At 60.4% G+C, this 23175-nt stretch carries 23 protein-coding genes and 1 pseudogene; 16 read left to right on the forward strand and 8 right to left on the reverse strand.

All coding sequences use genetic code 11. The features are described 5' to 3' along the window. Positions 1-53 precede the first annotated feature (53 nt). The 3 genes from AABE10_RS32985 to AABE10_RS32995 all read right to left on the reverse strand — a co-directional run bounded on the left by AABE10_RS32985 (position 54) and on the right by AABE10_RS32995 (position 5393). On the reverse strand, positions 54-209 hold the full coding sequence (locus AABE10_RS32985; RefSeq protein WP_407670889.1) for a hypothetical protein: 156 nt from the start codon (positions 207-209) through the stop codon (positions 54-56). Then, positions 196-3648 carry an adenylate/guanylate cyclase domain-containing protein gene (locus AABE10_RS32990; RefSeq protein ID WP_342937294.1) on the reverse strand — a complete coding sequence of 1151 codons (3453 nt, stop codon included), beginning with the start codon at positions 3646-3648 and terminating at the stop codon, positions 196-198. Before AABE10_RS32990 ends, AABE10_RS32985 begins: the two co-directional genes overlap by 14 nt. A 506-nt stretch (positions 3649-4154) precedes the next feature. Continuing rightward, complete coding sequence (locus AABE10_RS32995; RefSeq protein WP_342937295.1) at positions 4155-5393, reverse strand: tyrosine-type recombinase/integrase; 1239 nt, start codon at positions 5391-5393, stop codon at positions 4155-4157. A gap of 161 nt (positions 5394-5554) precedes the next feature. On the opposite strand from AABE10_RS32995, the gene AABE10_RS33000 reads away from it, so the two are divergent. Genes AABE10_RS33000 through AABE10_RS33010 form a run of 3 tightly spaced genes read left to right on the forward strand, consistent with a single transcriptional unit; the run spans position 5555 to position 7072 of the window. Further along, entirely contained in the window at positions 5555-6631 is a 1077-nt protein-coding gene (locus tag AABE10_RS33000; RefSeq protein ID WP_342937296.1) for a DNA-binding protein, read from the forward strand. Between the two features lie 55 nt (positions 6632-6686). Beyond that, entirely contained in the window at positions 6687-6833 is a 147-nt protein-coding gene (locus AABE10_RS33005) for a hypothetical protein (RefSeq protein ID WP_342937297.1), read from the forward strand. A 23-nt stretch (positions 6834-6856) separates the two neighbouring features. Continuing rightward, the gene (locus AABE10_RS33010) at positions 6857-7072 is read left to right on the forward strand and encodes a hypothetical protein (protein WP_342937298.1); all 216 of its coding nucleotides are present in this window, start codon (positions 6857-6859) and stop codon (positions 7070-7072) included. 563 nt (positions 7073-7635) lie between these two features. Here AABE10_RS33010 and AABE10_RS33015 read toward each other — a convergent pair. Next, positions 7636-7977 (reverse strand): helix-turn-helix domain-containing protein, encoded by a 342-nt coding sequence (locus AABE10_RS33015; protein WP_342937299.1) that lies wholly within the window; start codon positions 7975-7977, stop codon positions 7636-7638. Between the two features lie 206 nt (positions 7978-8183). Here AABE10_RS33015 and AABE10_RS33020 point away from each other — a divergent pair, with 206 nt between their 5' ends. The 5 genes from AABE10_RS33020 (at position 8184) to AABE10_RS33040 (ending at position 11640) form a co-directional block, all read left to right on the forward strand. Next, entirely contained in the window at positions 8184-8546 is a 363-nt protein-coding gene (locus AABE10_RS33020) for a helix-turn-helix domain-containing protein (protein WP_342937300.1), read from the forward strand. A gap of 2 nt (positions 8547-8548) precedes the next feature. Further along, positions 8549-9037 (forward strand): ImmA/IrrE family metallo-endopeptidase, encoded by a 489-nt coding sequence (locus AABE10_RS33025; protein WP_342937301.1) that lies wholly within the window; start codon positions 8549-8551, stop codon positions 9035-9037. 387 nt (positions 9038-9424) lie between these two features. Next, on the forward strand, positions 9425-9628 hold the full coding sequence (locus tag AABE10_RS33030) for a DUF2188 domain-containing protein (RefSeq protein ID WP_342937302.1): 204 nt from the start codon (positions 9425-9427) through the stop codon (positions 9626-9628). A gap of 159 nt (positions 9629-9787) precedes the next feature. Beyond that, entirely contained in the window at positions 9788-10507 is a 720-nt protein-coding gene (locus AABE10_RS33035) for a hypothetical protein (RefSeq protein ID WP_342937303.1), read from the forward strand. Continuing rightward, positions 10507-11640, forward strand: a complete 1134-nt coding sequence (locus AABE10_RS33040; protein ID WP_342937304.1) for a hypothetical protein — start codon at positions 10507-10509, stop codon at positions 11638-11640. Before AABE10_RS33035 ends, AABE10_RS33040 begins: the two co-directional genes overlap by 1 nt. 293 nt (positions 11641-11933) lie before the next feature. Here the strand turns inward: AABE10_RS33040 and AABE10_RS33045 are convergent, their stop codons facing one another. Continuing rightward, positions 11934-13325, reverse strand: a complete 1392-nt coding sequence (locus AABE10_RS33045) for a hypothetical protein (protein WP_342937305.1) — start codon at positions 13323-13325, stop codon at positions 11934-11936. A gap of 202 nt (positions 13326-13527) precedes the next feature. Between AABE10_RS33045 and AABE10_RS33050 the strand changes: the two genes are divergently transcribed. Next, on the forward strand, positions 13528-13722 hold the full coding sequence (locus AABE10_RS33050) for a hypothetical protein (RefSeq protein ID WP_342937306.1): 195 nt from the start codon (positions 13528-13530) through the stop codon (positions 13720-13722). 63 nt (positions 13723-13785) lie between these two features. Here the strand turns inward: AABE10_RS33050 and AABE10_RS33055 are convergent, their stop codons facing one another. Further along, positions 13786-14298, reverse strand: coding sequence for a hypothetical protein (locus AABE10_RS33055; RefSeq protein ID WP_342937307.1), 513 nt, complete (start codon positions 14296-14298; stop codon positions 13786-13788). Between the two features lie 391 nt (positions 14299-14689). On the opposite strand from AABE10_RS33055, the gene AABE10_RS33060 reads away from it, so the two are divergent. Beyond that, the gene (locus AABE10_RS33060) at positions 14690-15829 is read left to right on the forward strand and encodes a hypothetical protein (RefSeq protein ID WP_342937308.1); all 1140 of its coding nucleotides are present in this window, start codon (positions 14690-14692) and stop codon (positions 15827-15829) included. Between the two features lie 403 nt (positions 15830-16232). On the opposite strand, the gene AABE10_RS33065 is transcribed toward AABE10_RS33060, so the two are convergent. Both AABE10_RS33065 and AABE10_RS33070 read right to left on the reverse strand, forming a co-directional pair. Continuing rightward, entirely contained in the window at positions 16233-16907 is a 675-nt protein-coding gene (locus tag AABE10_RS33065) for an RES domain-containing protein (protein ID WP_342937309.1), read from the reverse strand. Then, on the reverse strand, positions 16904-17674 hold the full coding sequence (locus AABE10_RS33070; protein WP_342937310.1) for a hypothetical protein: 771 nt from the start codon (positions 17672-17674) through the stop codon (positions 16904-16906). The genes AABE10_RS33065 and AABE10_RS33070 overlap by 4 nt, the downstream gene beginning before the upstream one ends. A gap of 392 nt (positions 17675-18066) precedes the next feature. Here AABE10_RS33070 and AABE10_RS33075 point away from each other — a divergent pair, with 392 nt between their 5' ends. From AABE10_RS33075 to AABE10_RS33100, 6 genes and pseudogenes are all read left to right on the forward strand, one after another. Beyond that, positions 18067-18894, forward strand: a complete 828-nt coding sequence (locus AABE10_RS33075) for a TIGR04255 family protein (protein WP_342937311.1) — start codon at positions 18067-18069, stop codon at positions 18892-18894. Then, positions 18887-19573 carry a hypothetical protein gene (locus AABE10_RS33080; protein WP_342937312.1) on the forward strand — a complete coding sequence of 229 codons (687 nt, stop codon included), beginning with the start codon at positions 18887-18889 and terminating at the stop codon, positions 19571-19573. The genes AABE10_RS33075 and AABE10_RS33080 overlap by 8 nt, the downstream gene beginning before the upstream one ends. A gap of 13 nt (positions 19574-19586) precedes the next feature. Further along, positions 19587-20489 carry a hypothetical protein gene (locus tag AABE10_RS33085; RefSeq protein WP_342937313.1) on the forward strand — a complete coding sequence of 301 codons (903 nt, stop codon included), beginning with the start codon at positions 19587-19589 and terminating at the stop codon, positions 20487-20489. Between the two features lie 62 nt (positions 20490-20551). Continuing rightward, positions 20552-21331: a DUF4365 domain-containing protein gene (locus AABE10_RS33090; protein ID WP_342937314.1), complete on the forward strand. Its 780-nt coding sequence runs from the start codon at positions 20552-20554 to the stop codon at positions 21329-21331. 211 nt (positions 21332-21542) lie between these two features. Further along, positions 21543-22340, forward strand: coding sequence for a DUF5677 domain-containing protein (locus AABE10_RS33095; RefSeq protein WP_342937315.1), 798 nt, complete (start codon positions 21543-21545; stop codon positions 22338-22340). A gap of 196 nt (positions 22341-22536) precedes the next feature. After that, a pseudogene (locus AABE10_RS33100) lies at positions 22537-22995 on the forward strand (IS110 family transposase); the annotation flags it as partial. Positions 22996-23175 lie beyond the last annotated feature (180 nt).

The following is a 23175-nucleotide window of genomic DNA, read 5'->3' on the forward strand; positions in this document are numbered from 1 at the left end:
GCACGGTTATCTCAGGGTGTCGGAGGGCGGCGCGGCGGGCGCAATCGCATCCGTCACCAGTCAATGCGATGCTTTTCTCCCGTCTCGCGGTGCCGGCGGTCGTCGTCGACGTGCGGGTAGAGGCTCGTCGTGGTCTGCGACGCGTGACCGAGTTTGTCGCGCACGACGTTGCGCAGATCGACGCCGCCATCGGCCTTAAATCGGGGCAAGTGCACCAAGCAATGCCTTGGCCTCTCGCAGGTCAGCGGTGTCGAAGCCCTCCGTAAACCAGCCGTAGGCCTCGGACAGCGCTTGCCGGGCGTCTGCAATTTTGCCCTTGCGCTGCCACAGCTGGGCCAGACCTGACGCCGCGCGCAATTCCAGCGATCTCGCGCCCTGATCGCGCGCCACCGCCATTGCCTTGCGAAAACAGGTTTCCGCTTCGTCGCTGCACGCGGACAGGCAACCATCCTTGTCCATTGCACCGAGCAGTATGCTGCCCTGGAGCCGATACAACTCCGCCTCGTAGTAGCGCTCCCCGGTTTTGTCCACGAACGCCATCGCCTCCTCAAGCATGCCGAGGGCAGTTTCGCTGTTGCCCCCGCACCGATAGCTGTCGGCCAGGAGGGCCAGAAAGTACGATCGATGGTCCTCGGAACCGGCAGCCCGGGCGGCGGCCAGGCCTTCGCGCATCTGGGCGATTCCCGCCTGGAGGCTTTCCAGTTCGGTCAGGGCCCAGCCCCGAAAATAGGTTCCCCACGCGACCCACAATGGCAGCCCCTCCTCGGACGCGAGCGTGGTGAGCGCGTCGGCGTGCTCGAGGACCCGCAATGACTCCCGCCGGAGCTGATGCAACTCGGCCGCGTAAGCCAGCGCGTTCGCCAGGGTTGGACCAAAGGCAAGCTTTTGTGCGAGGGCAACTGCCTCGAGGTTTCGCTTGTACGCCTGATCGGGGTAACCCTGAAGCCACAAGGTCAGAACCAGGATGTTCAACGCCCAGATGCCGGGATCCAGCGCATGAGCAATGGCATGTGCCTGATGCTGCTCAGGGTCGTAGAGGGCAAGCGCCTGTTCCGCGTGGGTGCGGGCGGCGTCGGGCTCCCCCTGGAGGAGGAGGCACATACCGAGTGCGTCATGTGCGTAACCGAGCAAGGCCGGATCCTGGGCGCGCTGCGCCGTGTGGAGCATCCGTTCGGCCAGTTCGCGCGCAGTGGCATACTCGGCGCGCGACACATAGTGGATTCTCAGTCCGAGTTGCACCGCGAAAAGCTGTGACGTCTCGCCGATCTGCTCGCACAATGCCAGCGCGCGGGTATAGGTCGCCGCCACCTCCGGCGCGCCATAGCCTCTCACGTCCATCAAGGCCGGACCCAGCGAAAGCAGCAGTGTCAGTTCCCACTGCATGCGTGCAGGGGTGTCCGGCAGACGCTTGAGCAACTCGAGCGCGACGCCGAGGTGGTGCATCGCGTCCAGGTGGGCCGCATGTCGAAGGGCCTGTTGCGCGGCACGATGCAGATACTCGACGGCTTTCGGGATATTGCCGCTCAGGCCGTAGTGATGCGCCAGTTCGCTGCAGTAATCCGCGATGCGGGTTGGGAAGAGCGCCTCGATCGCCTGCGCGGTGCGCTCATGCAGTGCGCTGCGGCGCTCAGTGAGCAGCGAATGGCCGGCGACTTCCTGGGTCAGCGCGTGCTTGAACGAATACTCGACCTCCGGAAACGCGGGCCGTTCGAAAATGAACTCCGCGGCTTCCAGGTGGGCAAGAAGCTGGCGCAGATCGTCATCCGTGTGCGCAACGGGGGCAGCGCAGATGCGCTGGATCAGGCTGAACGGGAATTCCTTGCCGATGACGGCGAGCGTCTGCAGCAACTCCTTCTCCGCGACAGGGAGCCGGTCGATACGGGCGGCGAGCACGCCCTGAACGGTAGTGGGAATATGCAGCGACGCCGGGGTCTGCTCGATCCGGTAACGGCCAGGCTCGCCGAGCAGCGATTTTTCCTCGGCCAGCGTCTGGACCACTTCCTCCATGAAGAACGGGTTGCCCTCGGTCTTTTCCAGGATGAGCTGCCTGAGGGGCACGAGAGAGAGGTCGTCCCCGAGCAGCGCCGTGAGCAGTCCCTGGGCTTCGGCCGGCCCCAGCGGTTCGAGCCGCAGTTGGGTGCAATGGTCCGCGTGCTGCCAGCCGGGCTGATACTCGGGCCGGTAGTTCAGGAGTAGCAGGATCCGGGCGCCTGGCACGTGTTCGATCAGGTATGCGAGGAAGGCTTCCGTCTCGCGGTCCAGCCATTGCAGGTCCTCGAAGAGCAATTCGATGGGCTGATCGCGGCTCTCGCGCGTCAGCAGTTGCGTGATCGCGTCGAAGGTGCGGTCCCGCCGGATCCGGGAATCCATTTCTGCCAGCGCCGAACCGGCTTCGCCAACACCCAGCAGATGGAGCAGGTAAGGCACGAGATCCCCGAAGCTGCGCTCGAGCGTCAGCACCTTGCCCATGACCCTTTCCCGGCAACGTCGCTCGTCGTCCTGGGCGGTGATCTGGCAATAGTTCTTCAACAGCTCGATGAGCGGCAAATTGGCAAAAGCCTTGCCGTGTGATACCGAAAACGTCTCCAGCACCAGACAGCCGCGCCGGGAGCGCTCCTTGAATTCATGGAGCAGCCGCGATTTCCCGACTCCGGCCTCGCCGACCACTGCAACCACCTGCCCGTGGCCCGTCCTGACCTCATCCAGCGCCCGGTTCAGGTGCTCCAGTTCGGCCTCGCGGCCTACGAACCTGGCGAGACCACGGTGCGCCGCCAGTTGCAGCCGCGTGCGCAGCGCGCCAAGACCAAGCACCTCGTACACCGGGAGTGGTTCGGGAATGCCTTTGACCTGGGTCGCCCCCAGGGCCCTGAACTCGAAATAACCTTCAGCCAGCTTGTGGGTCGCCTCGCTCACGAGGATCGACGAGGGCGTGGCGATCCCTTCCATCCGGGACGCAATGTGAATCGTGTGTCCGACCGGATCGTAGTCGGTGTGCAAGTCGTCCGTGCGGATCGAGCGCACCACGACCTCCCCGGTGTGGACGCCAACGCGGATCTGCAGCGGAATGGCTTTCTCCAGGCGAATGCGATCGCCGTGGCGGCGCATCGCCTGCTGCATGCGCAGCGCCGCGAAGAGCGCACGCTGCGGATGGTCTTCGTGCGCGATGGGCGCGCCGAACAGGGCGAGGACGCCGTCGCCCAGCAATTTGGCCACGTAGCCCTCGTAGTAGTGCACGGCCTCCATCATCAGCGCGATGACAGGCTCGATCAGTCGATGGGCCTCTTCCGGGTCCAGGTCGTGGATCAACGCGGTGGAACCGGCCATGTCGGCGAATAGCGCCGTAACGGTCTTGCGTTCACCGGCCGTCTCGCCTCTCGCTTCCATGGCCGCCTGCTCGGCGAGGATGCGCTGGGCAAGGTGGTGTGGCGTGTAATGAACCGGCGCTGGGGATGGTCCTGGAGCAGGCTGCGGACGCGGAGTAGACGCGGCAGGCGCCTCGGTCAGGGGACAGCCACACTCATTGCAGAATCTGGCGGAAGGCGTCGCTTCGTGCCCACAGCGAGGACATGCGCGCGGCAGAATGGCTCCACACACTTCGCAGAATTTGGCTCCGGCGAGGTTGTCGTATCCGCAGTTTGCGCAGTGCATAACAGCATTTCCCTTGCTATGCGGCCATTTGAACATTATGAGCCCTACCCCGAGGGAAGTTCTTCGGTGTACAGGAGCCGTTGGCGGTTAGATGGGGATTTGGTGGCCGCGAGACGCTCGCACGGTCGGTTACTGTCACGGAGAGGGACGTCCGAAGGACTTTCGAGTTGGCTGTTGAGGGCCGAACTGCGACAACTGCCGGGGGAATCCAGCGGGCTACCGTGCGGTGAAAGCCCGATCCATCTGGCAAGCCCTTTGACTTCATCTCTCTGCCTTGGCAACCGTCGCGATTGAGGCACGGTGCAGGTTGTCGCGCACCGTCGTCAGCTCTTCCTGCGGGCAGCGCATCCCGTTTTAAGGACTGGGTGGCCGAAAATGCCCGTTGCGACGTCCGCCTCAACACGTGCCGTGTCCAGGTGGCGGCGGATCGGCGATCGGCCCGGGCGCCGGGCGTGGACGGCAGGCAAGACATCGGCGTCGCAAATAGACCCGATGGCGCGGCCGGTCTATCTGTCAGGCGGATCGCGGTCGTCGGGCGTCCCACGTTCCGTCGCCCGCGCCCAGTTCATCCGGTGACGCCCGACCGTTGCGGCGTGACGGGCGTCGTCTTCCGCGTGGAGGTAGAGGCTCGTCGTGTTCAGCGATGCGTGGCCGAGATTGTCGCGCACGGTGCGCAGGTCGACGCCGCCGTCGGCCTGATGGGAGCCCGCCGTGTGCCGCAGCCAGTGCGCCGACGCGCGTCCGAGTTCATCGGCGCGATCGGCGAAGGCCGGCCCGCGCGACCGGAGCCAGGCCGCAGCGTCCGCAAAGATCGCCTTGATCGCATCGTGCACGGCGGACCGGGACAGCGCGCGGGGCGGCCCCCGGAACGGCAGCAGCAGCGGCAGCTCGTCGGCGCGCGCGGGCAGCGCGGGGAGGCCGTGCGCGAGCCGGTAGCGGCGCAGCTCCTGCAACAGCTCACCGGACACGGGCACGGTACGCAGCTTGCCGCCCTTGCCGAGCGTCTGCAGCCACCACTGCTCCTGCCCATCGGCGCCGACGCGCCGGAAGAAGTCGCCCATCCGGCCGCCGGCCACCTCGGAAATGCGCAGCCCCTGCAGGTAGAAGAGGGTCATCAGCCACCGGCTGCGCGCAGCCCAGGCGCGCTGCCTCTCCGTCGCCTGCGGCAGTTGCGCGACGAACGCCTTGACGTCGTCCCACAGCGAGGCGGACAGATAGCGCGTGACACGCGGCGCCGGCCGCGTCGTGCGCTGGCGCAGCAGCGCCAGCGGGTTGCCGCGCAGATAACCCGCGTCGACCAGCCAGATGAACATCGTGTTCAGGATGACCAGTGCCTGCCGCTGGCTGTGCGGCCCCAGCGGACCGTTGAACGGCCGCCAGCGCGCGTCGCGCCGCGGATATTTACCGCGGCCGGTCGAGACCCAGCGGGACGCGGGCTGCGGATCGGCGAGGAAGGCGCGAAACGCGAGCAGGTCCTCGTGCGTGAGCGACGACAGCGGCTTGCCGAGCTGCACGACGGCCCACAACAGCAGCCGTTCGGCTTCCTTGCGGTAGCTGTCGAAGGTCGTTTTCGTGATCGCGTAGTTGGCCAGCCACGCGCGCACCGCGTCGAGGTCGTGGCGGGCGGCCAGCTGGCAGTGCGCGACGTCGGCGCGGTTGCTGCCGGCGCGGCCATCGAGGGTGGCCGGCAACACCAGCGTCTCCACGGGCGCAACAGCAGGAGGGGCAGGGAGGGCGGGCGGCATCGGGCGGCTCCGGAGGGGTTTCATGAAGCGAACGGCGATGAATGTATTCTATGCCAAATTACCCGACATTATGGGCGTAATGTCGTGTAAGCGGAAAATATAGTCAATAAATTGCCGTTTTACGTTGTATTATTAGCCACCAATTCCCAGTTTCCCGTCCGATGACCGACGTTCTTTCCGACGAAGTCCGCCTCGCGGCCGAGATCGACCGCCTGAAGGCCGCTTTCCCGAAAACCCGCGAGCTGTACCGCGAGGTGTGCGCGCTGCTGTTCTTCCGCTTCGGGCAGACGCCCACCGCCAACCGCCTGTACCAGCTCGTCAGACGCGGCAGCATGGGCACGCCCGCGGCGGTGCTCGGCGAGTTCTGGGCGGAGCTGCGCGAGAAGAGCCGCGTGCGCATCGAGCACCCGGACCTGCCGGCCGATCTCGGTGCCGCGGCGGGGGAACTGGTCGCGACGCTGTGGACGCGGGCGACGGCCTCGGCGCAGGCGGAACTCGACGCGCTGCGCGCGGACGTGGAGGGCGAGCGCACGGCGGCGGAGCAGCGCGTCGCCGCGGCGCGCGACGAACTGGGCCGCACCGAAACGGCGCTCGAGCAGCGCACCGCGGCGCTGCTGGCCGCGCAGGTCGAGGTCCGCGAACTCGAAAAGGCGCAGGCCGAAGGGCACGCGGCGCGGCAGGCGCTGGAGGCGGAGATCACGCGCCTGAAAAGCGAGGCGCTCGCGCGCGACCGCGAACTGGAGAAGGTGCGCGACGGCTTCTCGCGCGATCTGGAGAAGCTGCGCGAGACGGCGGCGCAGTCCGGTGAGCGCCTGCGCGCCACGGAAAAGCGCGCGCTGCTCGAGATCGACCGCGAGCGCGGCGCGGCCGCAAAGCTGCAGAAGGAAGTCGACGAGACGACGAAGCGCGCGGAAAAACGGGACGCGGACCATCGCCGCGCCATCGAGGCGCTGCAGGCACAGCTCGGTGACGCCCGTCATCAGGCGGGCGTGCTGCAGGGGCGCCTGGAGGCCGTGCAGGCGACGAACGCAACGCTGCAGCAACAGCTGGCCGCCCTGCGCGAGCCGGACGTCCGCGAGACCCGCCCGGCCCGGCCGGCCCGTGCCAGGGGCGCCCCTGCCGGGACTACCGCGGTGCGTCCGGCGGCGACCCGGCCCGCGCGTGCAGCGCGCGCCGCGTCCGCGCCCGCCAGCAAGACGGCGGTGCGCCGCAAGCGGGGCAAGAGCGATGACAGGTAGCCCCCGCCCGCGCAGGCGACCCAAGGCTCCGGCCTGTCCGCCGATCGGCGCGCTGATGCGCTATGGCGAGCGGACCGTGCGCGTGATCGCCGAAGCGAGCGGCCAGCGCGTGATCATCGAGTCGGTCGACGAGGACGGCCGCACCTTCCGCAGCGTCGTGAAGTGGGCTAATCTGGCCGCTCTTGAAGGGCAGCTTTTCTGAGGGCGATGACGATGCAGCCGACCATGCAGCAGCTCGATATCTTTGCCGACAGCCGTGATGTGATGAATGTTGCGGCAGTCGCTGAAGTTCCGCCCGTCCTCGCCGGCGCTACCAGCGCGACGTTCAATGCATCATTCAATGGGTTTTTAAGGCAGGACAGTCCGAATCGGGTTTCACGCGGTAGCACTGCAGGTCGCTCGAGATCACCCACCCCTTTTGACGTCGCCACAGTGGGCTGATCTGGCGCAGTATGTCGCCACCTATGGGAAGCATTGAACGGGTCGGAAGTCAATCTATAGTAGTGCAAACCGTTGACGGGCCATCGTCGGCCTTTGCTGACGTTCGGGTATTGGCTTTGGTCAGTCGGCTCCGCAAAGCTCTCCGGCTGTTCGAACCTCGGCGGTCGTGAGTGACGCGTCTTACCACCGTCAACACGTGTACTCACGGCCCTGAATCCGTCACTCGACCCAGCAGCGCGTCGATGGCAGCCACGTGGGCTACCATGGGCTGTTCGCGCGGCTACGTCGGCAGACTGCGACAGGCGCTCGACAAAACGAGCCGATCGAACTCGCGTTGAGCGATGCTCCTGCGCACGACTGCTTCCGCGAGAATTGAATGCCCGGACCCGACAAATCCGTTCCTTAGGCGCCGCCTTGAGTATGCGCCTTCGAAGCCCGGGCGGTCCTGCCGATGGTGTAGCGGCTAACCGTACCTCGGCCGACACCACTGGCGCAAGACTCGCATCTCCGCGCTTGGCTCAGCTACCGCTGCGCCGAGTAGGCTCGCACCCCGGCCTCAACAGTTATGCGTCTTCGACTTCACTCGATCTCTTGATCGTCGCACTTATAGCCTCAATGCGATCCGCGAGGGTTAACTGGGCAACCGGCTTGGGGTGAGGGAAGAGCGTGTAGAAGCCACGTGCATGTCCCAAGGCCATCAAAATCCGTGCAAGGGTTTCGATGCTACCCGCGCCGCTTAGCTCAAATCGCTTGTACGTTCTCAAGGGAATGCCCGCTTTTTCGGCGAACGCCGATTGAGAGAATCCGTTTCGGACTCGCTCCCCGCGCACACGCATGGCTAGGTACTTGGCGATGTCCCGCTCGGTCGCAGACTGCAAGAATTCGAGTTGTTGTTCCGGCGTCATGATCGAGTGCCATATTTGGCACCATCTGTGGATAAGCAGCGCTCAAGCTTAAGGGATCTGGCACAATAAGTCATCCGCCAAACCAACGTCGACGAGAAATTTTTCAACCAAATCGGTGTATTTATTTTTTGATTCTGGTTGCGCAGTCAGGTCGGCTCCTGCTACACTCCCGTCGAAGTACTTTGTTATACAAACGGGAGCATGAGATGGCACTCACCGCATTCGGCAAGGCCGTGCGGAAAGCGCGGGTCGATATTGGGCAAACGCTGTTGTCGATGGCTGCAGAGTTGGATACCACGGCGTCGTTCCTAAGCGCCATGGAAACGGGACGCAAAAAAATCAGCGCCCAATGGGTGGGTAAGATCGGCAAGTTTTTCGAAGAGAAAGGGCATCCGATTGCAGACCTTGGCCAGCTGGCCGCCGTGTCCAACGAGGCGGTTCCGGTCGATGGTCTGCCGCTGCAACAACAGATGCTGGTGGCAGGTTTCGCGAAGTCGAGTTTTACGGCCGAGGAGCTGAAGCAGATTGCTCAGTTGCTCGAGAAGATCAACAAACGAAAAAAAGAGTAATCATGTCGGACGCAGACAAACCACCGTATGCGATGCGAGGAAATCGAGTGGTACACCGAACCGCCGGCGAAATCGTTCACAGCGCGGCGACGTTCTGCCGGATGTTCCGCGTGAACAGGAAGACGCGCTTGAATATCGCGCAGTTCTTCGAGTCGTTGTCGACGCGTTCGATCTGCATCGACCCGATCGAGGATAGCGAGTGGTTGTTGTTCACCGATGCGATCTGTTCACCGGAAACGTTCACGATCCTCGTCCCCGAGAGCACATATGTCAAAGCATGCAACGGGGACGAGACAGCGATCAGTACGATTTGTCACGAGATCGGGCACTTAGTATTGGCGCATAAGGCTGTCCTGCACAACGAAAAAAGTGCAAAGCCGTCTCAAGGAGAGGACGCCGAATGGCAGGCCGATGAGTTCGCGGAATACCTGATGTCGCGGATGGGCATCACATCGAGCAAGCAGCTGACGCTGAATTTTCGCGACGAATAAAAAGGCCTCAAGCGTTGGCGCGCTGGAGGCCTCGAGGAAAACTTTCGAAAACGCGACACTCAACGATCTCATGAGTGAAGCGTCTTGCTGTTGCTCTGTGTGAGAGCAGATATAGTATGCCTTGTCAGGCAGGCTTGTCAACATCAAGTTCCATGCTGAGATCGCTGAAATAGGAGCCGAAAGTGGCTACGAACGACAGCGAAGAACAGGTCATCTACCGGATGACCATCACGGTCAAGGGTCGAGTAATTCGTCGACCGAATGGCCAACCCTTCCGCATCGTACTTCGCAACCCCAAAGCGAAGTAACGACGTTAAACCAGCGTAGGACTCAGAGGAGGCTTTCTTCGGAGCTCCTCTGATCTGATGACTTGACTTGGAACCTGACATGTCAAAAAAGATCTTTGCTGAGCGTCGCCCGGAGGGCGACTATGCGGTGCGCCGCCCAAATTCACAACGGGCCAGTGATGTGTTGCCCACTCAGCGAGAAGCGATCGAGCGGGCAAGGCAGCTGAACGACGGTAACCCTCCGCTCGTCGAGCGCGTGCGGCACACAGACAAAGGTGGCCCCGATAAGTGGCGCAAGCCGTAGCCAACGGCCGACTTGCAACGCCGTCCGTTATGGCGGCGCTTCTAACTGAACGGCGTATGGGGTTGCATCGGCTGATTACCCGGCGCTCTCGTCTGCGGTCGGCATGATCTGTAATCGCCGCGTCGATTTGCTGACGCGGCGAAACATATTCCGCAGTGAATGAAGTCGATCGGCCCGACGGGTGTCTTGTCGGGAATTGCTTTGACCTTCAATAACAGTGCCATCGTAAAGTTTAGACTAATGGTCGCTCCGCAAGAACACGAATACTCGGTGATGGGGGGAGTCAATCGGGCAAACGTCGGCCGACTCTTGAGCTTGGCAGCGAGTGCTATCTCGGGAGGACTGGTGTTCACGCTCCTGACCGTGGTTGACCTAGCAAAAAGGTTCGGGTGGAACGTCAACGCACCGCCTACTTTGATGTCGTTGCTCGGCGCCGGTGCAATTTTCGGCTTCCTCTACTGGGTGTTGAACAAGTGGGCGTGGAAGTGGCCGGGTATCGGCTTGGCACTGAAGGTCCCCGACATCTCCGGTACGTGGGGCTGCACCGGCGAGACGCTCGACAGCAACGGTTCCGCCAAGTATGAATGGCAGGCCGAAGTTACTATCGTCCAGTCTTGGGACAAGCTGCGCATTCGCCTCACCACCGAGACGTCGGGATCCAGCAGCATCTCCGCGGCACTTGCCCATGACAGTGTTGACGGATTCGTGCTGCTCTATCACTACAGAAACGACCCTAAGGCCGGCGCACTCAACCTAGCGTCGCACACCGGCTGCGCCGTCATGACCATCGCGAAGGACCTGAAGTCGGCGAGTGGCGATTACTTCAATGGCCGTGGCCGGATGACCTTCGGCACGATGAACTGGACGAAGAGGAACTAATGGCTTCCGATATCGACGCTCGCCTCTCACAACTACGGGCACGCCGTAAGGGTGAGCCCTCTGCGGGCGCTTTCCTCAAGGCTGACTCAGCCTCAGGCGGACACTTTGCCATGGATGCCGCGGAAATCGAGGAGTGGGAGAAGCGCGGCACCTCAAACCAACGCTGGACTCGATACGCCATTGGTGCTATGCAGGCCGTCGGGAAGAAGTACACTGAGGTCAGCGAACGGACCGGCGAGCGGGTGGCCAGCCAGTTGCGAGACCGGCTGACCTTAGCGGGCATCAATGCCGAATTCAAGTTGCAGGGATCAGTGCCTTTAGATATCCACATCAAGCGGGTCAGCGACGTCGATGTGCTGGCCATCACAAAGGACTTCTATACTTATAACACAGCTGGCGTGCAGGCTTTGCAGGGCGGATACACGAGCCCTTCTCACAGAACGTCGGGTGGTGTCCTGAGCAGCCTTCGGCAGCAGGTTGAGGTTGATCTCGATGACGCGTTTCCAGCAGCCAAGGTCGACAAAACTGGCGCTAAGGCGGTAAAGGTCTCGGGTGGATCGCTTCAGCGATCCGTCGACGTGGTGCCCGCTCACTGGTACGACACCAAGGAATTTCAGGCGAGTGGCCGGCAGGCCGATCGGGCGGTGACGATCTACAACAAGAAGACTGGCGAGACGATCGACAACTTGCCATTCCTTCACATCCAGCGCGTAGGCAGCCGATGCGATAGCATCAACGGCGGCCTTCGCAAGGCAATTCGCCTTTGCAAGAGTGTCAAGGCGGACTCCACCCGCGACATTCAACTCTCCAGCTATGACATGGCTGCCATCATGTATCACGCGGACATGAGTGCATTGCGCCTAGGCCAGTATAGCGACCTTGCGATTCTCTCGGAGACGCAGCGTCACCTCGACGCCCTCTATCGCGACCCGATCGCCGCTGGCAGGCTGTGGGTTCCCGATGGGAGCCGCGTGATCTTCGACACATCCGAGAAGCGCGACTGGTTGCTTTACCTTTCCGTTGAGATGGATGAGCTTCTGAAAAACGTTTATCAGGAGAACTTCTCCAGCCTGCTCTCGTTAGGCTTGTCGCACGACGTGCAGCGCAACCTAGTCAAGACGTTGCAGGTGTAGACACCTGAATCACCTCGTGGGACGCGACGACTGTCGACGGGATCGGCATGTCGTATGCACAAGATAACAGGCAAACGTCGAGCCGCTTGCGCCCGATGCACGCGCACGGCTCTAACGTCCCGTCGGAAGAAGGAGTCGTTCCGGGCGTCCGCGGCTGCATCGCATGATGGTCGTGCAAATTCGTGAGTCACGGTGATAACCGTTTCCCGTCTCACTGGGGCCTCATGCATTCCGGCGCAAATCCAGACGGCCTGGCGCTCACGACGGATCGCTCGATCGACGCCACCATCGACTTACAACAGGACCGCCTGCTGTAGAAGTTCCAGGGCTTTCAATTCGTCCAGTCGACCCGTGCGTGCCTTACCCGCCAGCGTCTTGATCAATGCTTCTGCTATCGGTGCAATACCCTGGAGATTGTCCAGGCTGGTCACGGTAGTGAAGGGGAGGGAGGCGGGACTTTGCTGCGGGTGCGCGGAGACGGGCAACGACTCAGGCATCGACCCGGAAGGTGCAGATGTGACTGCCGGGACCGCTTCATCCTTTTCATTGAATGAACGGCTGGCAAGGTCGTCGGGGGAATCATTGACATCCGCTCGCGGGCTGACGACGATCGTCTCCCTGTCTTCCCCAGCGTCCGCCGAAACAGGTGCGGGGCTTCCCGAAGCATCCAGAGCGGTCGCACGTCGCCTCGTGCGCACCTTCCCGTCGACGCGTTTCCCCTGTACGCCATCGTTCGTTGCTGGCGCAGGCGGCTCCTGTTGTTGAACGGATGCGCGACCGCGTGGAGCAGGCGCAAGCAGATGCGACACCGACTCTGGAATGTCGGCTTCCGTGCGCGGACTGTCCAACCAGCCAACTGGCAATCCGAGTCGCTCCGTGAACCGGTTTGTTTCCACATTGTCCATGCGCTTCTTGCCATGTAGCCGGTCGGCGATGTTGAATCCACTCATCTCCATGACCACACCGAGTCTGACTTTCGATCCGTTGCGACGGGTGAGAAGGTGGAGGTTCGCGCGTCGGATATTTTCCACCTCGGCGCTGTCGCTCAATGCTGGCGGCTGCTGTTGCGGCGTTTTAGGCGGCTTGTTTGTCGGACGCGAAGCTTTAACCGGCACTCCTGGTTTGGGCTGTTCGGGCTTTCCGCTTCGACTATTCCTGACGGCTCTCGGCGAACCGCCAGCTACTTTCTTTGGCATTTGCGCTTCCTCGGACAAACTATCTTCAGGAACTGGTTGCTGGTCGACGGTCCTGGCAGGAGCCGGCTCAAGTGCTTCGGGCTCTGCGTCGATTCCTTCGTCGATCTGGACGAAGTCGAGCGGTGACTTCAGACGGGCGATAATCTCGTCCGCGAGCGCAGGATTGGGTTGGTCAAAAAAGCCATGCGGTAATCCAAGCGTGGTTTCCATGTGAAAGGCGGTCTCGGGCGTGAACCGCTCGCCTTTCATCAGTTCGGCCACGCGCGCCATGTTCGATTCGAGTGCGATGGCGATATTCTCTGCGCCTACCGCGTCGACCAGAAACTGAAACGATCGTGTTTTGAAGATGGAGGCAGTCTGGGCGGAGTCTCGGGGCGGCACCTTCACATACGGAGGTCCCGGCCGTTGGGGCGGAGGCTTTTTCTCGTGGTGAGGTTGACGCTCGCCGTTGCGCCGGGATCCCGCATATCGCCCGCGGGCTTGACTCATATAGTAGGACTCCATGCGACGTTGATTCTGGCAGTGATTATAGATGAGGCGATGTCGGTATTTAACGCCGTCCTCATGCTGTCACATTCCGGGATTAAGCTTTTCGCCCTCGGTAGTCCGCCCACGGTCGTGGGCGTCATGCAGCGCCCGTCACCGTACAACCTGACGACCGGCGTTTCTCTCTTTGCATCAGGAGCATCCCGTGTTGAGCGCCCACGAATTCGCAACGTTGATGCTGGTCAAGGACTCGGCCGATCACATTGCGGATCGGGAAGAACCTGGTGCGTTGCTTGAACGCCAGCTTGTCGCCCTGGAGCGACTTGCGGGCGGAGCAGTACGCCCTCGCATCACGGAGGACGGGGAGTCGCTACTCCGTAACCTTGCCTTTATCAATTGATGGAAATATCCGTCGTGTGCCGCCTGAAATCTGCCAGCCGCACGACTGGCGGGCGGTAGGAACTCAACGCAGTGCTTCCAGGCGGCGTTGGCAAACTTTGTCGTCGCCACCGCGTCGATAGCTCTGCATGGCCTTCGTGCGGTCCGGGATGAATCCGTTGTCGTCCGCGCCCCACAGGCCTTCCCAGAAAAGCCCGAGATTGTGTGCCGCGGCCCTGTGGCCCAGTTCAATGGCCTGCTCGTAAAGCGAGCGCGCGCGGCTCACATCGACCTGCATGCCCCGTCCGAGCCGGGCGCTGCCGGCCAGCGGGCACCGAGTCGGTTGCGTTTTGTCCAGACCGAGTGCGATTGCATGAAGGTTCTGAGCATCACAAATTTTGTCAGTCGCTCCCAGATCGAACCGAGCAACTTGCGTACGCCGCGCAAGATCCAGCGAAGGAGGCCGAACGACAGATGTAGCGCCATTTTTTCCGTCTTTTGTCCAAACATGAGGATGGCCCGCGCCGATCAACCCCGATTCCTCGAATAAGCGCCCGGGATCCGCACGAAAGCTCGGCGCAACGTCGGCTTCAGCCAAAGGAAGCTCAGCCGTCGGCGAGCGCCCGAAAGAGGCTGCTGACGACGCCAACGATTGGTGTGCGTGAACGAAATGATACGCAAGATTTTGCCGGGCTTTGTCGCAGCCCAAATGCGCGAAGACGGTGTCGATCGCTAATGATAGGTCGCGGCGCCGAAGGAGGCCTCTCCGAAGCGTTCCAGTGAGTATCGCCGAAGCCACATTCGACGTGCCTCCCTACCGCCATGAACGACGTCGTTACGTTTGGAGAGATGCTCCGCAAGCCTTGCGTCGATGCGCTCATATACCTTCGACGCAGGGCGATTCGATACCTGTCGGTAAGAACAAGGTTAAAGACCAGCTGATGCATGCCGTTATATCTCGTATCGTGTAAATCTCGGGAGCGCGGCGGATGAGAATATTTGGCTGGCGCAGAGCTACGAGCACTTCGACAGTTTTTGCCACTGGTACAGAGTCTCAATGGGACAAACAGATTTTGGCCGCGCGGGCGAAACGTCATAAGCGTGTCGCCGCGTTTCTCCAGTCAGCGACAGAGCAGGCGAAGGAAGACTTTGTCCGAACGGTTGGTGATTTGAATCGGTCGCTGGTTCACCACGCGACCGTATCGGAGCGCCTCCTCGTCTTCATCGATAATAACGTGCTCCAAGACGTCCTCAAGCACGAAGAGGAGCCACGTCGACGAGCACGATTTCACGCGTTGCTGGCGTTGCTGATGGTGGCTGAGGATCACTATCTTCTTGATATCTTTGCGTGTGTAAGCCCAGCGATCGTGTATGAAGCGGGATACCGCGGCGTGCGCCCGGCGGATGTAGCGTATAGTCAAGTGATGGAGGCTCTGGCTGACATTGGTTTGCGCACGCATTCGGTCGGTTTCAACCGTCCAGCCGAGCTGCGGAAGATTTTCCGCCGAATTAGGCACGACGAGCGACAGATTCGGCGAGCACTCGATGAGATCCGAGCGACGTCGTGGAAGCGGGACTTTACCGATAAAGACCTTTTAGGAATTCGAATACCGTTTGCTGTTGCTGAGGATGAATGTCCAAACGTCCGGCTTCGACATTTTGATCCAAACTACGTGAAGTTTCTGCTGATGCACATCATTGAGAAGCAGATGTTTCGCGAGAATGGCGATCAAAAGAAGGCGAGAAGACTGATGGAGGATCCGAAGGAAAAGGCGTTCTCGGTGATCAAGCCTCACGGCGATGGCGTTGAAGGCCTTGGCGATGTCGAGCTGATTTCTTGTTGTGACCTGAGTGCTCAGACCGTGAATCGAACGCCCTACATAACAATGGCTCTCACGGTCGACGGAGGGCTTCAGAACGCGTTGAAGCGGCTAGGCAGTGTTCGAAGTAGAGCCACGCTTGACGCAGGCACCGATGATGTTGAAGATGGTGTCCTCCGCATGATGTACGCAATGAGGGACCACAGTCGGCGAACGGCGAAGGCGAACAGGCGCGTCGCCGAATACGGGACCGCATACGAGGAATTTCTGAATACAATCCGTTGCCATTTCACACGGGACGCGACGTGAAAGCACATGGCTAGTAGAGCCGGATTTTGGTGGGGGGGACCCATCGTTTCGTGCTAAATCGGTAGGGGTGGTTGCGGGCGAACCTGACGAGCGCCCTTGGATGCGTTCCCGCGGAAGCGACGTTCCACGGGGGCCCGCGCGCGGGAGACTACTCGGGGCGATCGTCCCTTTCCGTGCTGGATGTGGCGGTTAGCTCTGAAGAGCGCTGTAAGATCAGGGGCTTACGATTCGCAAGGCCGCGCGACGTTGCAAGGGCGGCAAAGGCTTCGCGGGCGGTCCTAGCCTTCGAAGTGACCAGAATTTGCTCCAAAAGTACGACAATCCAAATTAGGATACCTATGTCATTTGACTAAAGCGAATCAGCGAAGTTTGGCTCAAATCAGGACTACTATTGGATATAAGTTTACACATGCCAGTGTGCGCCGTCCGGATCGGCGATTCCGATCTCGAATCGATCCAGGAACCCTGGAAGTTCCGGATGAGAGCTCAGGGGCACGGACTCTCCTCGCCGCACCAGCGTAGCCCGATCGCTGAATATCGCGACAGAGACGTCGTTCCCGAAGCGGGATCTGAAATAAATCCCGTCAAGGTTTGAATGATTGTCATGGAGCGCACGACTCCAGAGATTTGGTACCTTGTAGTCGTTGACCGACAAGACGCGCGCGTCGAAGCCAAACCGCCAGAGTGGAACGGTAAGGTCTGCAAGCCGCAGTGGCCTCGCATCTTCGATCCCCAAGGTTGCCACCGACCGGCTCGTGATGTCTGTCTCCTCGATGACGTGCGGCACATTGACCCGGAGGCCTTGATAGCGATCGCGCATGATCGTCTCGGCCATGCAGACGTCGAAGGAAGGGGACGCATATAGCACGCCATACTCGTCGTCCGGCGCGTCGAACCTATACACGGTTGATGACGCGGACCGCCGATTGTAAAAGACGGGGTCGAACGTCCGTCGATGAACGCGGTATAGGTTTGTGACCGAGAGATTCAGTTCGACGACCGGGATCTTCGCCGCTACAAAATCGACCGGAGGGGAAGGGCAGTCAACGGCTCCCACCGCGCGCTGACTGCCTGTCATAGGCCTCCCTGTTCGCCACACAGGTCGGACTCCGCCAGCCCGATGACGCGACCGATGTCCTGCTTGTCGTCAACGATTACATCCGCAGGTGAAAGGCCAGCCAGCGCTTCCCGTTTGCGCAGCATGAACGAATGAATAACCCAGCTGTTCGAGCCAGCGTCGACGAACGGACGCAACGCCGCCTTCACGCGATCCGGGTGCGCGTCAAACTGCCATTTGGGGTAACGGAAGCCGCGCGTTTTCCCGGGCGGGAGCAACGCATACAGCTCGCCAGCTTGACGCGATTCATTGATAGCACGCTCGTTGCGCCCGGCGTAGTCTCGAGCCTCCAACAGAGCAAGATTGTCAGGATTCTCATACTGTTCAATCGCATAGCGGCGCCCACGCGCCCGTGCGGCCGCGAGCGGATCGCTCGCGGTGACCACGTCGCTCTCGGACGATTGCAGCTTGCGCGCACTTGTCAACCTGACCGGCTTGCCGGTCGATAGCTTGCGAATGACTGTCGCCAGATAATCGACTGCTGTCTGATCCACGTTGACCGTGACTCGGTCCAGCGTCTTCTGAGCGAGATCGCGGTAGTCGACGTCCCGCATCCTCGACTTCCCGGCCTTGAATTTGGGGTGGCGGCCATGTTTTGGTGCCGGCATCCTCTGGATTAGTTTTACAGGGTCGTCCTTTTTCCCGAGTTCGCGCGCCGGGCGCCCAATATCATAGACATATGCGGCCCCGCCACCCACCGACTTGGCGCCGTGCAGCAGGTCAACCACCGTAGCGCCGGTCCGGCTGCGTGCCCTCGTTGAGCGCTTCTTTGCGACAAATTTCACTAAGGCAAATTCCCCGGACGCGACTGGGCCGCCCGTCCGGCCGGAATATACGCCCGCTTGGCTCGTCACGACCAGGTTATCGGGCGCCGGTGCGCCTGCGATAGTGCGTGTGTGTTTTCTCATAGCTTAATGCTAGTTCATGACTTTCATGACGTCAACCACGTGGGTGCGTGAATTCCTCGCATCCGTGCGAAGAAAGACTTCGCCTCCCATCGCCTCTCCGAAGTGGACAATCTCATAATATCGCCCCGATCGGGTTGAATGATGCGTGTCCAAAAAACTGTCTAAAAGATTTTCATTGGACTAGAATTACTCAAACTCTCGGAAATCCCAACATGCAGCCTCTTGGTACTTGGAAGAACGCGCCGCTCGCGTATGTCGTGGCGGAAGTTCGATTCGGAAGTCTCCTGTCCCTCGATTCGATAGCCGGCCGCCTTCAAGAAAGCCTCGTTTCGCAGTTCCCCCGCCTGATCAAGGGGCAGGCGGTGGCGTTGAACTTCGGCGCGCAGGTGATGACCCCGCAGGTGGTGCCCCGGTTTCACTTCCTGTCCGAGGACGGCCGCACAGGCGTGGTCCTTGGCCACGATACGCTCGCAGTCCACGCGACGACGTATATTGACTCGGCGCACTTCGCCCAGGTCCTGCGGGAGGTGTGGGGGGCTTGGCTGCACGCGTGGCCAAAGACGTTCGTTGAGCGTCTTGGCATGCGCTACTGGGATATCGTGCTTCCAGAGGGCGGCCTGTCAGTCGGCGATTTTTTCGCCGCGCCGTTTTCAGGGATAGAGACCCTCTGGCCGGGCGGGCGCTTGAGTCGGCACACGCATGAACTGGTCTATGAGGTTGCAGGGCCCATCACCCAAAGCACGGTGGTCAGGGCCGGGACAGTGCCTGCTGCGCAGCCATACCCACCGGCGTTTTTCTTCGTTCCCGAACTTTCCCCATCGGAGCGTCTCCAGCGAGCAACGGCGCTTGCGCAGCGGGAGAAACATGCCACGATCGCGTTTCTAGATGTCGATGCTTCGGCGGAGATTAAACGCATTGTAGATGCCGACACTTTCGTTGACTGTGCGAAGATTCTGCATCAGTCCCAGTCGGCGGTTTTCAAGGCACTCACCAGTGAGCGCGGTCAGACAATCTGGAAAGACGGAGTCTCCGATGCTTGATATTGCAATTAGGAATGTAGTGCGGGCCCAGATGCTGGCGCAACCGTTGTTCGCCCGTCCGGAGATATCAACCGGCGGCAACGTATCCATGATCCACCGGGAAAATGAAAATCCGCAAATTCTCATTCTCACGGGCTACAGCTCGACGCCGGTGTATGGTGACGCGGGGACCGTCGTGTTTCCCATGAACTACGAGTTGTTCACAACGATTGCTTGGCCACAGGTCGCGGACGAGTTGCCCGCGGTTGCCCCTGCGCAGGCCACGGGGGGGGCCGTGCCCCTTCGCGACCGTCTGAACCGGGTTAAGGCCGCCTTTGGCATATCGAGCAAGGAGCTGGCTGCTGTGCTCCAGTGCTCGCGCGCTGCACTCTACAACTGGCTAGACGAGGCGTACCCGGGACAGGTCCGTGAAGATACACTCGCACGTCTGGCCGTTCTCGAACGTCTCGCCGAGCGATGGAACGGCTACGAGGCGGGCAACCTAGCGGCGCATCTTCACGCATCGATTGTTGAGCACGCGGACGGACAGCGGGGCGATCTGTTCTCGCTTCTGACGCAGGAGGTGATCGACGAGGACCGCGTCGCCGCCGCGCTGCGGTCGATCGCCACGCTCTCGCGCCAGCAGGTCGCCGAGTTCCGGCGCGTAAACGATCTCATGGCTCGCGGGTTTGGTCAGTGAAGGGGGCGCGAGGTTGAGTGATCAGGTTGCGCAAAACATTGGTTCAACGCTGTCGCGCATGGGGTGGCAGCAGGGCGTGATCGCCGATCCAGCGACACACGGGCACTTCAAGGAAATCCTCGCGCATGCGGGGCGCGACGATCTCGTAACGTTGGTGGATTCAACGAAGGTCTGTTTCGTTGCGGTCAGCCAGACCTGTGACATTGTTCAGTTCAGGGACGAGGCAGAGCCGTATGTCGAGTTCCTGCTCGCCACTTGGGGGGAGGGGGCCCCGAACCCCGCCGACACCTACCAGAAGAGCTTTCGGACATTTGCTGTCGAGCTGGAAGGGGGGAACGGACATTTGCGCATCAAGCCGTGGAATCGCTTTCTCGTTCCACGCGGATGGGTGACGCAGATCCCGGCTTTCGAGGTAACAATCGCGCCCCAACGCATTCGCGACCTGATGGACTGGCTGATGACGCGCTATGTCCGCACCGCGTTGCCGGACACCTTCAATGGTCGGCTGGCAACGGTGAAGGCCGAAGACAAGATGCGCAAACTGCTCGAGAAGCTGCCGGCCGTCACGGAGGTGTTTATTTCGCTCAAGCCGCGCTATGTCGAACTCGGACAGGGCGAGGATTACTCGTGCGATCTCGTGTTGTTGTGCCGCGAGGACGACTTCAGCAATGCTGGCCTTCGAGAGCAGATGCAGCCGGTGCTCGATGAAATCGAAAAGTTTCTGGTCGGGATAGAGGGCATCGAAGTGGAGGCGGTACGTCTCTTTGGTGAATCTCAGTTCACACGTCATCACATGCGTGCCTACGACCGCTGGCAGTTTGACGACGTGTCCTACGCAGCCGACGCGCGGGCGGCGAAGAAGGGCGTGGAGTCGGGGCACGCGTATCGTCCTGAGGCCGGGCGAACAAAGCCGTAGGCGGACGAGTAGCACACGACCCGGTGTACTTTTGGCCGCTCAACTTCAATCAATCAAAAACCATGCTTTATACGTTGAAGAAAGCTTCTGGTGATGCTGGTGAGTATTTTTTCGCCTATAAGATTGCCAGTGTCTTGAAGTGGCCTTGCAGGCTTACCGGTATTGATATTGGCATTGATGCGCAAGTTGAGGTGATGGACGAGAAGCAATTCAGCACCGGTCAATTTATCGCGTTTCAAGTCAAAGCCACCAGTAAAGAAGAAAAAGACCACGTTTATGTCAATCCTCAAAATGTGGAGTACTGGAAAGATTTGGGCTTGCCTGTCTATGTGGTTCTTGTAGATTTGTCAAAGGCTGAAATGTATCTTCATTTCGTCGACCCTCAGATCACGTACCCTGTGACACCAAAAGGACAAGTGCGCATTGACTTTGATCTAGCTGAAGATGTCTTTTCAGAAGATAGTGTTGATGATCTGCGTGAAAAAGCTGGTCAATCCGCTGCATCACACATCGACGACTACCTATCAAATGTGCTCGACGGTGCGCAGCGAATCAAAGATGCCATTGCTGCCCTAGACGGTAACAACCCGGATGGCCAAGTGCTTTGTGACCTTGTAGAAGAACGTCACGAATTGCGCGGGCAATTAGACCAAGCTACAGCACTCGTGGAAGTTTTCAAGGTTAGAAAAGCTGCGTTGGTGAATGCCAAAAATGAATTCAACGAATCTTATGCTGACTTGCAGGACATTGTTACGAACCACAATTTTGCAACGTATTGGGATGACGACGGCGAAATCAGAAGATTTTCCCGAGAAGACTACAACCGATTTTTTAGCAACTGACGCAAGCTTATCCATAGTTTTTGAAGCGGCCGCCAGCTATATCGGTAATATGCGTTAGCTACATAGCTTCCTTCACGGGCGTATCGCGGCGAATGACCGCTCACGAGCAAGCATGAGCGGCGGTTTTTGCTTGACCGTCCGGTCATACTCGTAGACCGGCTTGATGAATGCCTGGAGCGTTGCAGACTCAATCCAACGCCGAGACTGGGAAATGGAAAAATTCAACGAGGTTGGATTCCTCTCCAACGACCTGGGAAGCTGGATTGACCAGGTCAGGAACGTATTCAAGCCGGAGTTCGCCGCCGCCGTGCGCATTAATAGGCTGGCAATGGAAGTTCTGTTCTCCCTTCCAGCGGAGGACATGACAGAAGCTCATCTCACTGGCAATCTGTGTTTCGCGCGCGCTCTCCAGTCGTTTCAAACGACAATATTGCTTTCGGAGCGTGGTGCGCTAGCCGATGCTCGGACTTTGGTTCGCTCCGCTACGGAGACGGCAATCGCCCTGGCAAACTGTCGAATCGATCCCACTATGCCTGCGCAGATCGCAGAGGACGCCGATCTCCACCGTAGCAAACTTGCCAAATCTCTCCTTGAGGCCAACAAGTCGAAGAACAGCCTCACGGAAGAGAAGATTGCGGAGTTGGGCGCGACTGTTAGTGAGGTGGCGAAACTCTATGGCGCTAAGGGACCAACGAAAATCAACTGGGCGCAGAAGGCTAGTGCAGCCGGTATGGGCGATCTGTACGACATCGCTTACCGCACCATGTCCGGCGACGGGGCGCACTGCACAGTCTGGAGCCTAGGACACCATCATTCGCTGAATGCCGGTGGAAACGGCCCCGGTTTTGTCTTCAGGCCCGAGCGTGAGGAGCTTGATAACGTCCTATTCACAGCTTGCAGCGTCATGCTGCACGCCCTGGCGAGCGTTATTGATTGGTTTGGGCTAGATCCTTTCGCGGGCGAAATGAGCGCTTGTGTGAGCGATTGGAAATCAATGCGCACAAGCTAGGCCGAACGAAATCCAGATGAGCGTCTATTCCACCAGATCTCGATTTGACATAAAGCGAATTATCAACTTTTATGTTGTAGGTCCTAAATAGATGGAATGGTCGCCTCCCGCCTTAACAAGCCGTCCGGCGCCGCAGTCTCGCATCCAGATCATGCGACATTGCTGGTTCGGCAGTCCAGCCGCCAAGGAGAACCAGATGGAACCCACGACCATTGCCATCGACCTCGCCAAGCGCGTTTTCCAGATTCATTACGTCGAGCCCGAGACCGGCGCGATTCACAGCAAGGCGCTCAAACGCGCCCAGCTCGTACCGTTCTTCGCCAACCGGCCTGCGAGCCGTGTCGTCATGGAGGCCTGCGGCAGCGCCCATCACTGGGCCCGTGTCCTGGCGCGGCTTGGCCACGACGTGCGCCTCATCGCAGCCCAGTTCGTACGGCCGTTCGTGAAGTCGAACAAGAACGACGCGGCCGACGCCGCGGCGATCTGGGAAGCTGCCCAGCGTCCCGGCATGCGGTTCGTGGCCGTCAAGACCGAAGACCAGCAGGCCATGCTGGCACTGCACCGCATCCGTCAGCAACTGGTCCGGATTCGCGTCATGCAGGTCAACCAGCTTCGTGGACTGCTCTACGAATTCGGTATCGTGCTGCCGCAAGGCCGCCGGGCATCGATCGAGGCCGCCAAAGTCGCGCTCGCATCACAGCCCGACCAGTTGTTGTTGGCGGTCTAAAAGCGCGCATAAATGACGACAGGAGCTTGAGCGAATCCGTCAACAATTAAGGGGCCCACGCGGGCCCCTTCCTGTTGATGCTGACCTGGAGTCAGAACGAAGGCGGGC

The sequence above is a fragment of the Paraburkholderia diazotrophica genome (assembly GCF_038900755.1).
In the GTDB taxonomy this organism is placed as follows: domain Bacteria; phylum Pseudomonadota; class Gammaproteobacteria; order Burkholderiales; family Burkholderiaceae; genus Paraburkholderia; species Paraburkholderia diazotrophica_A.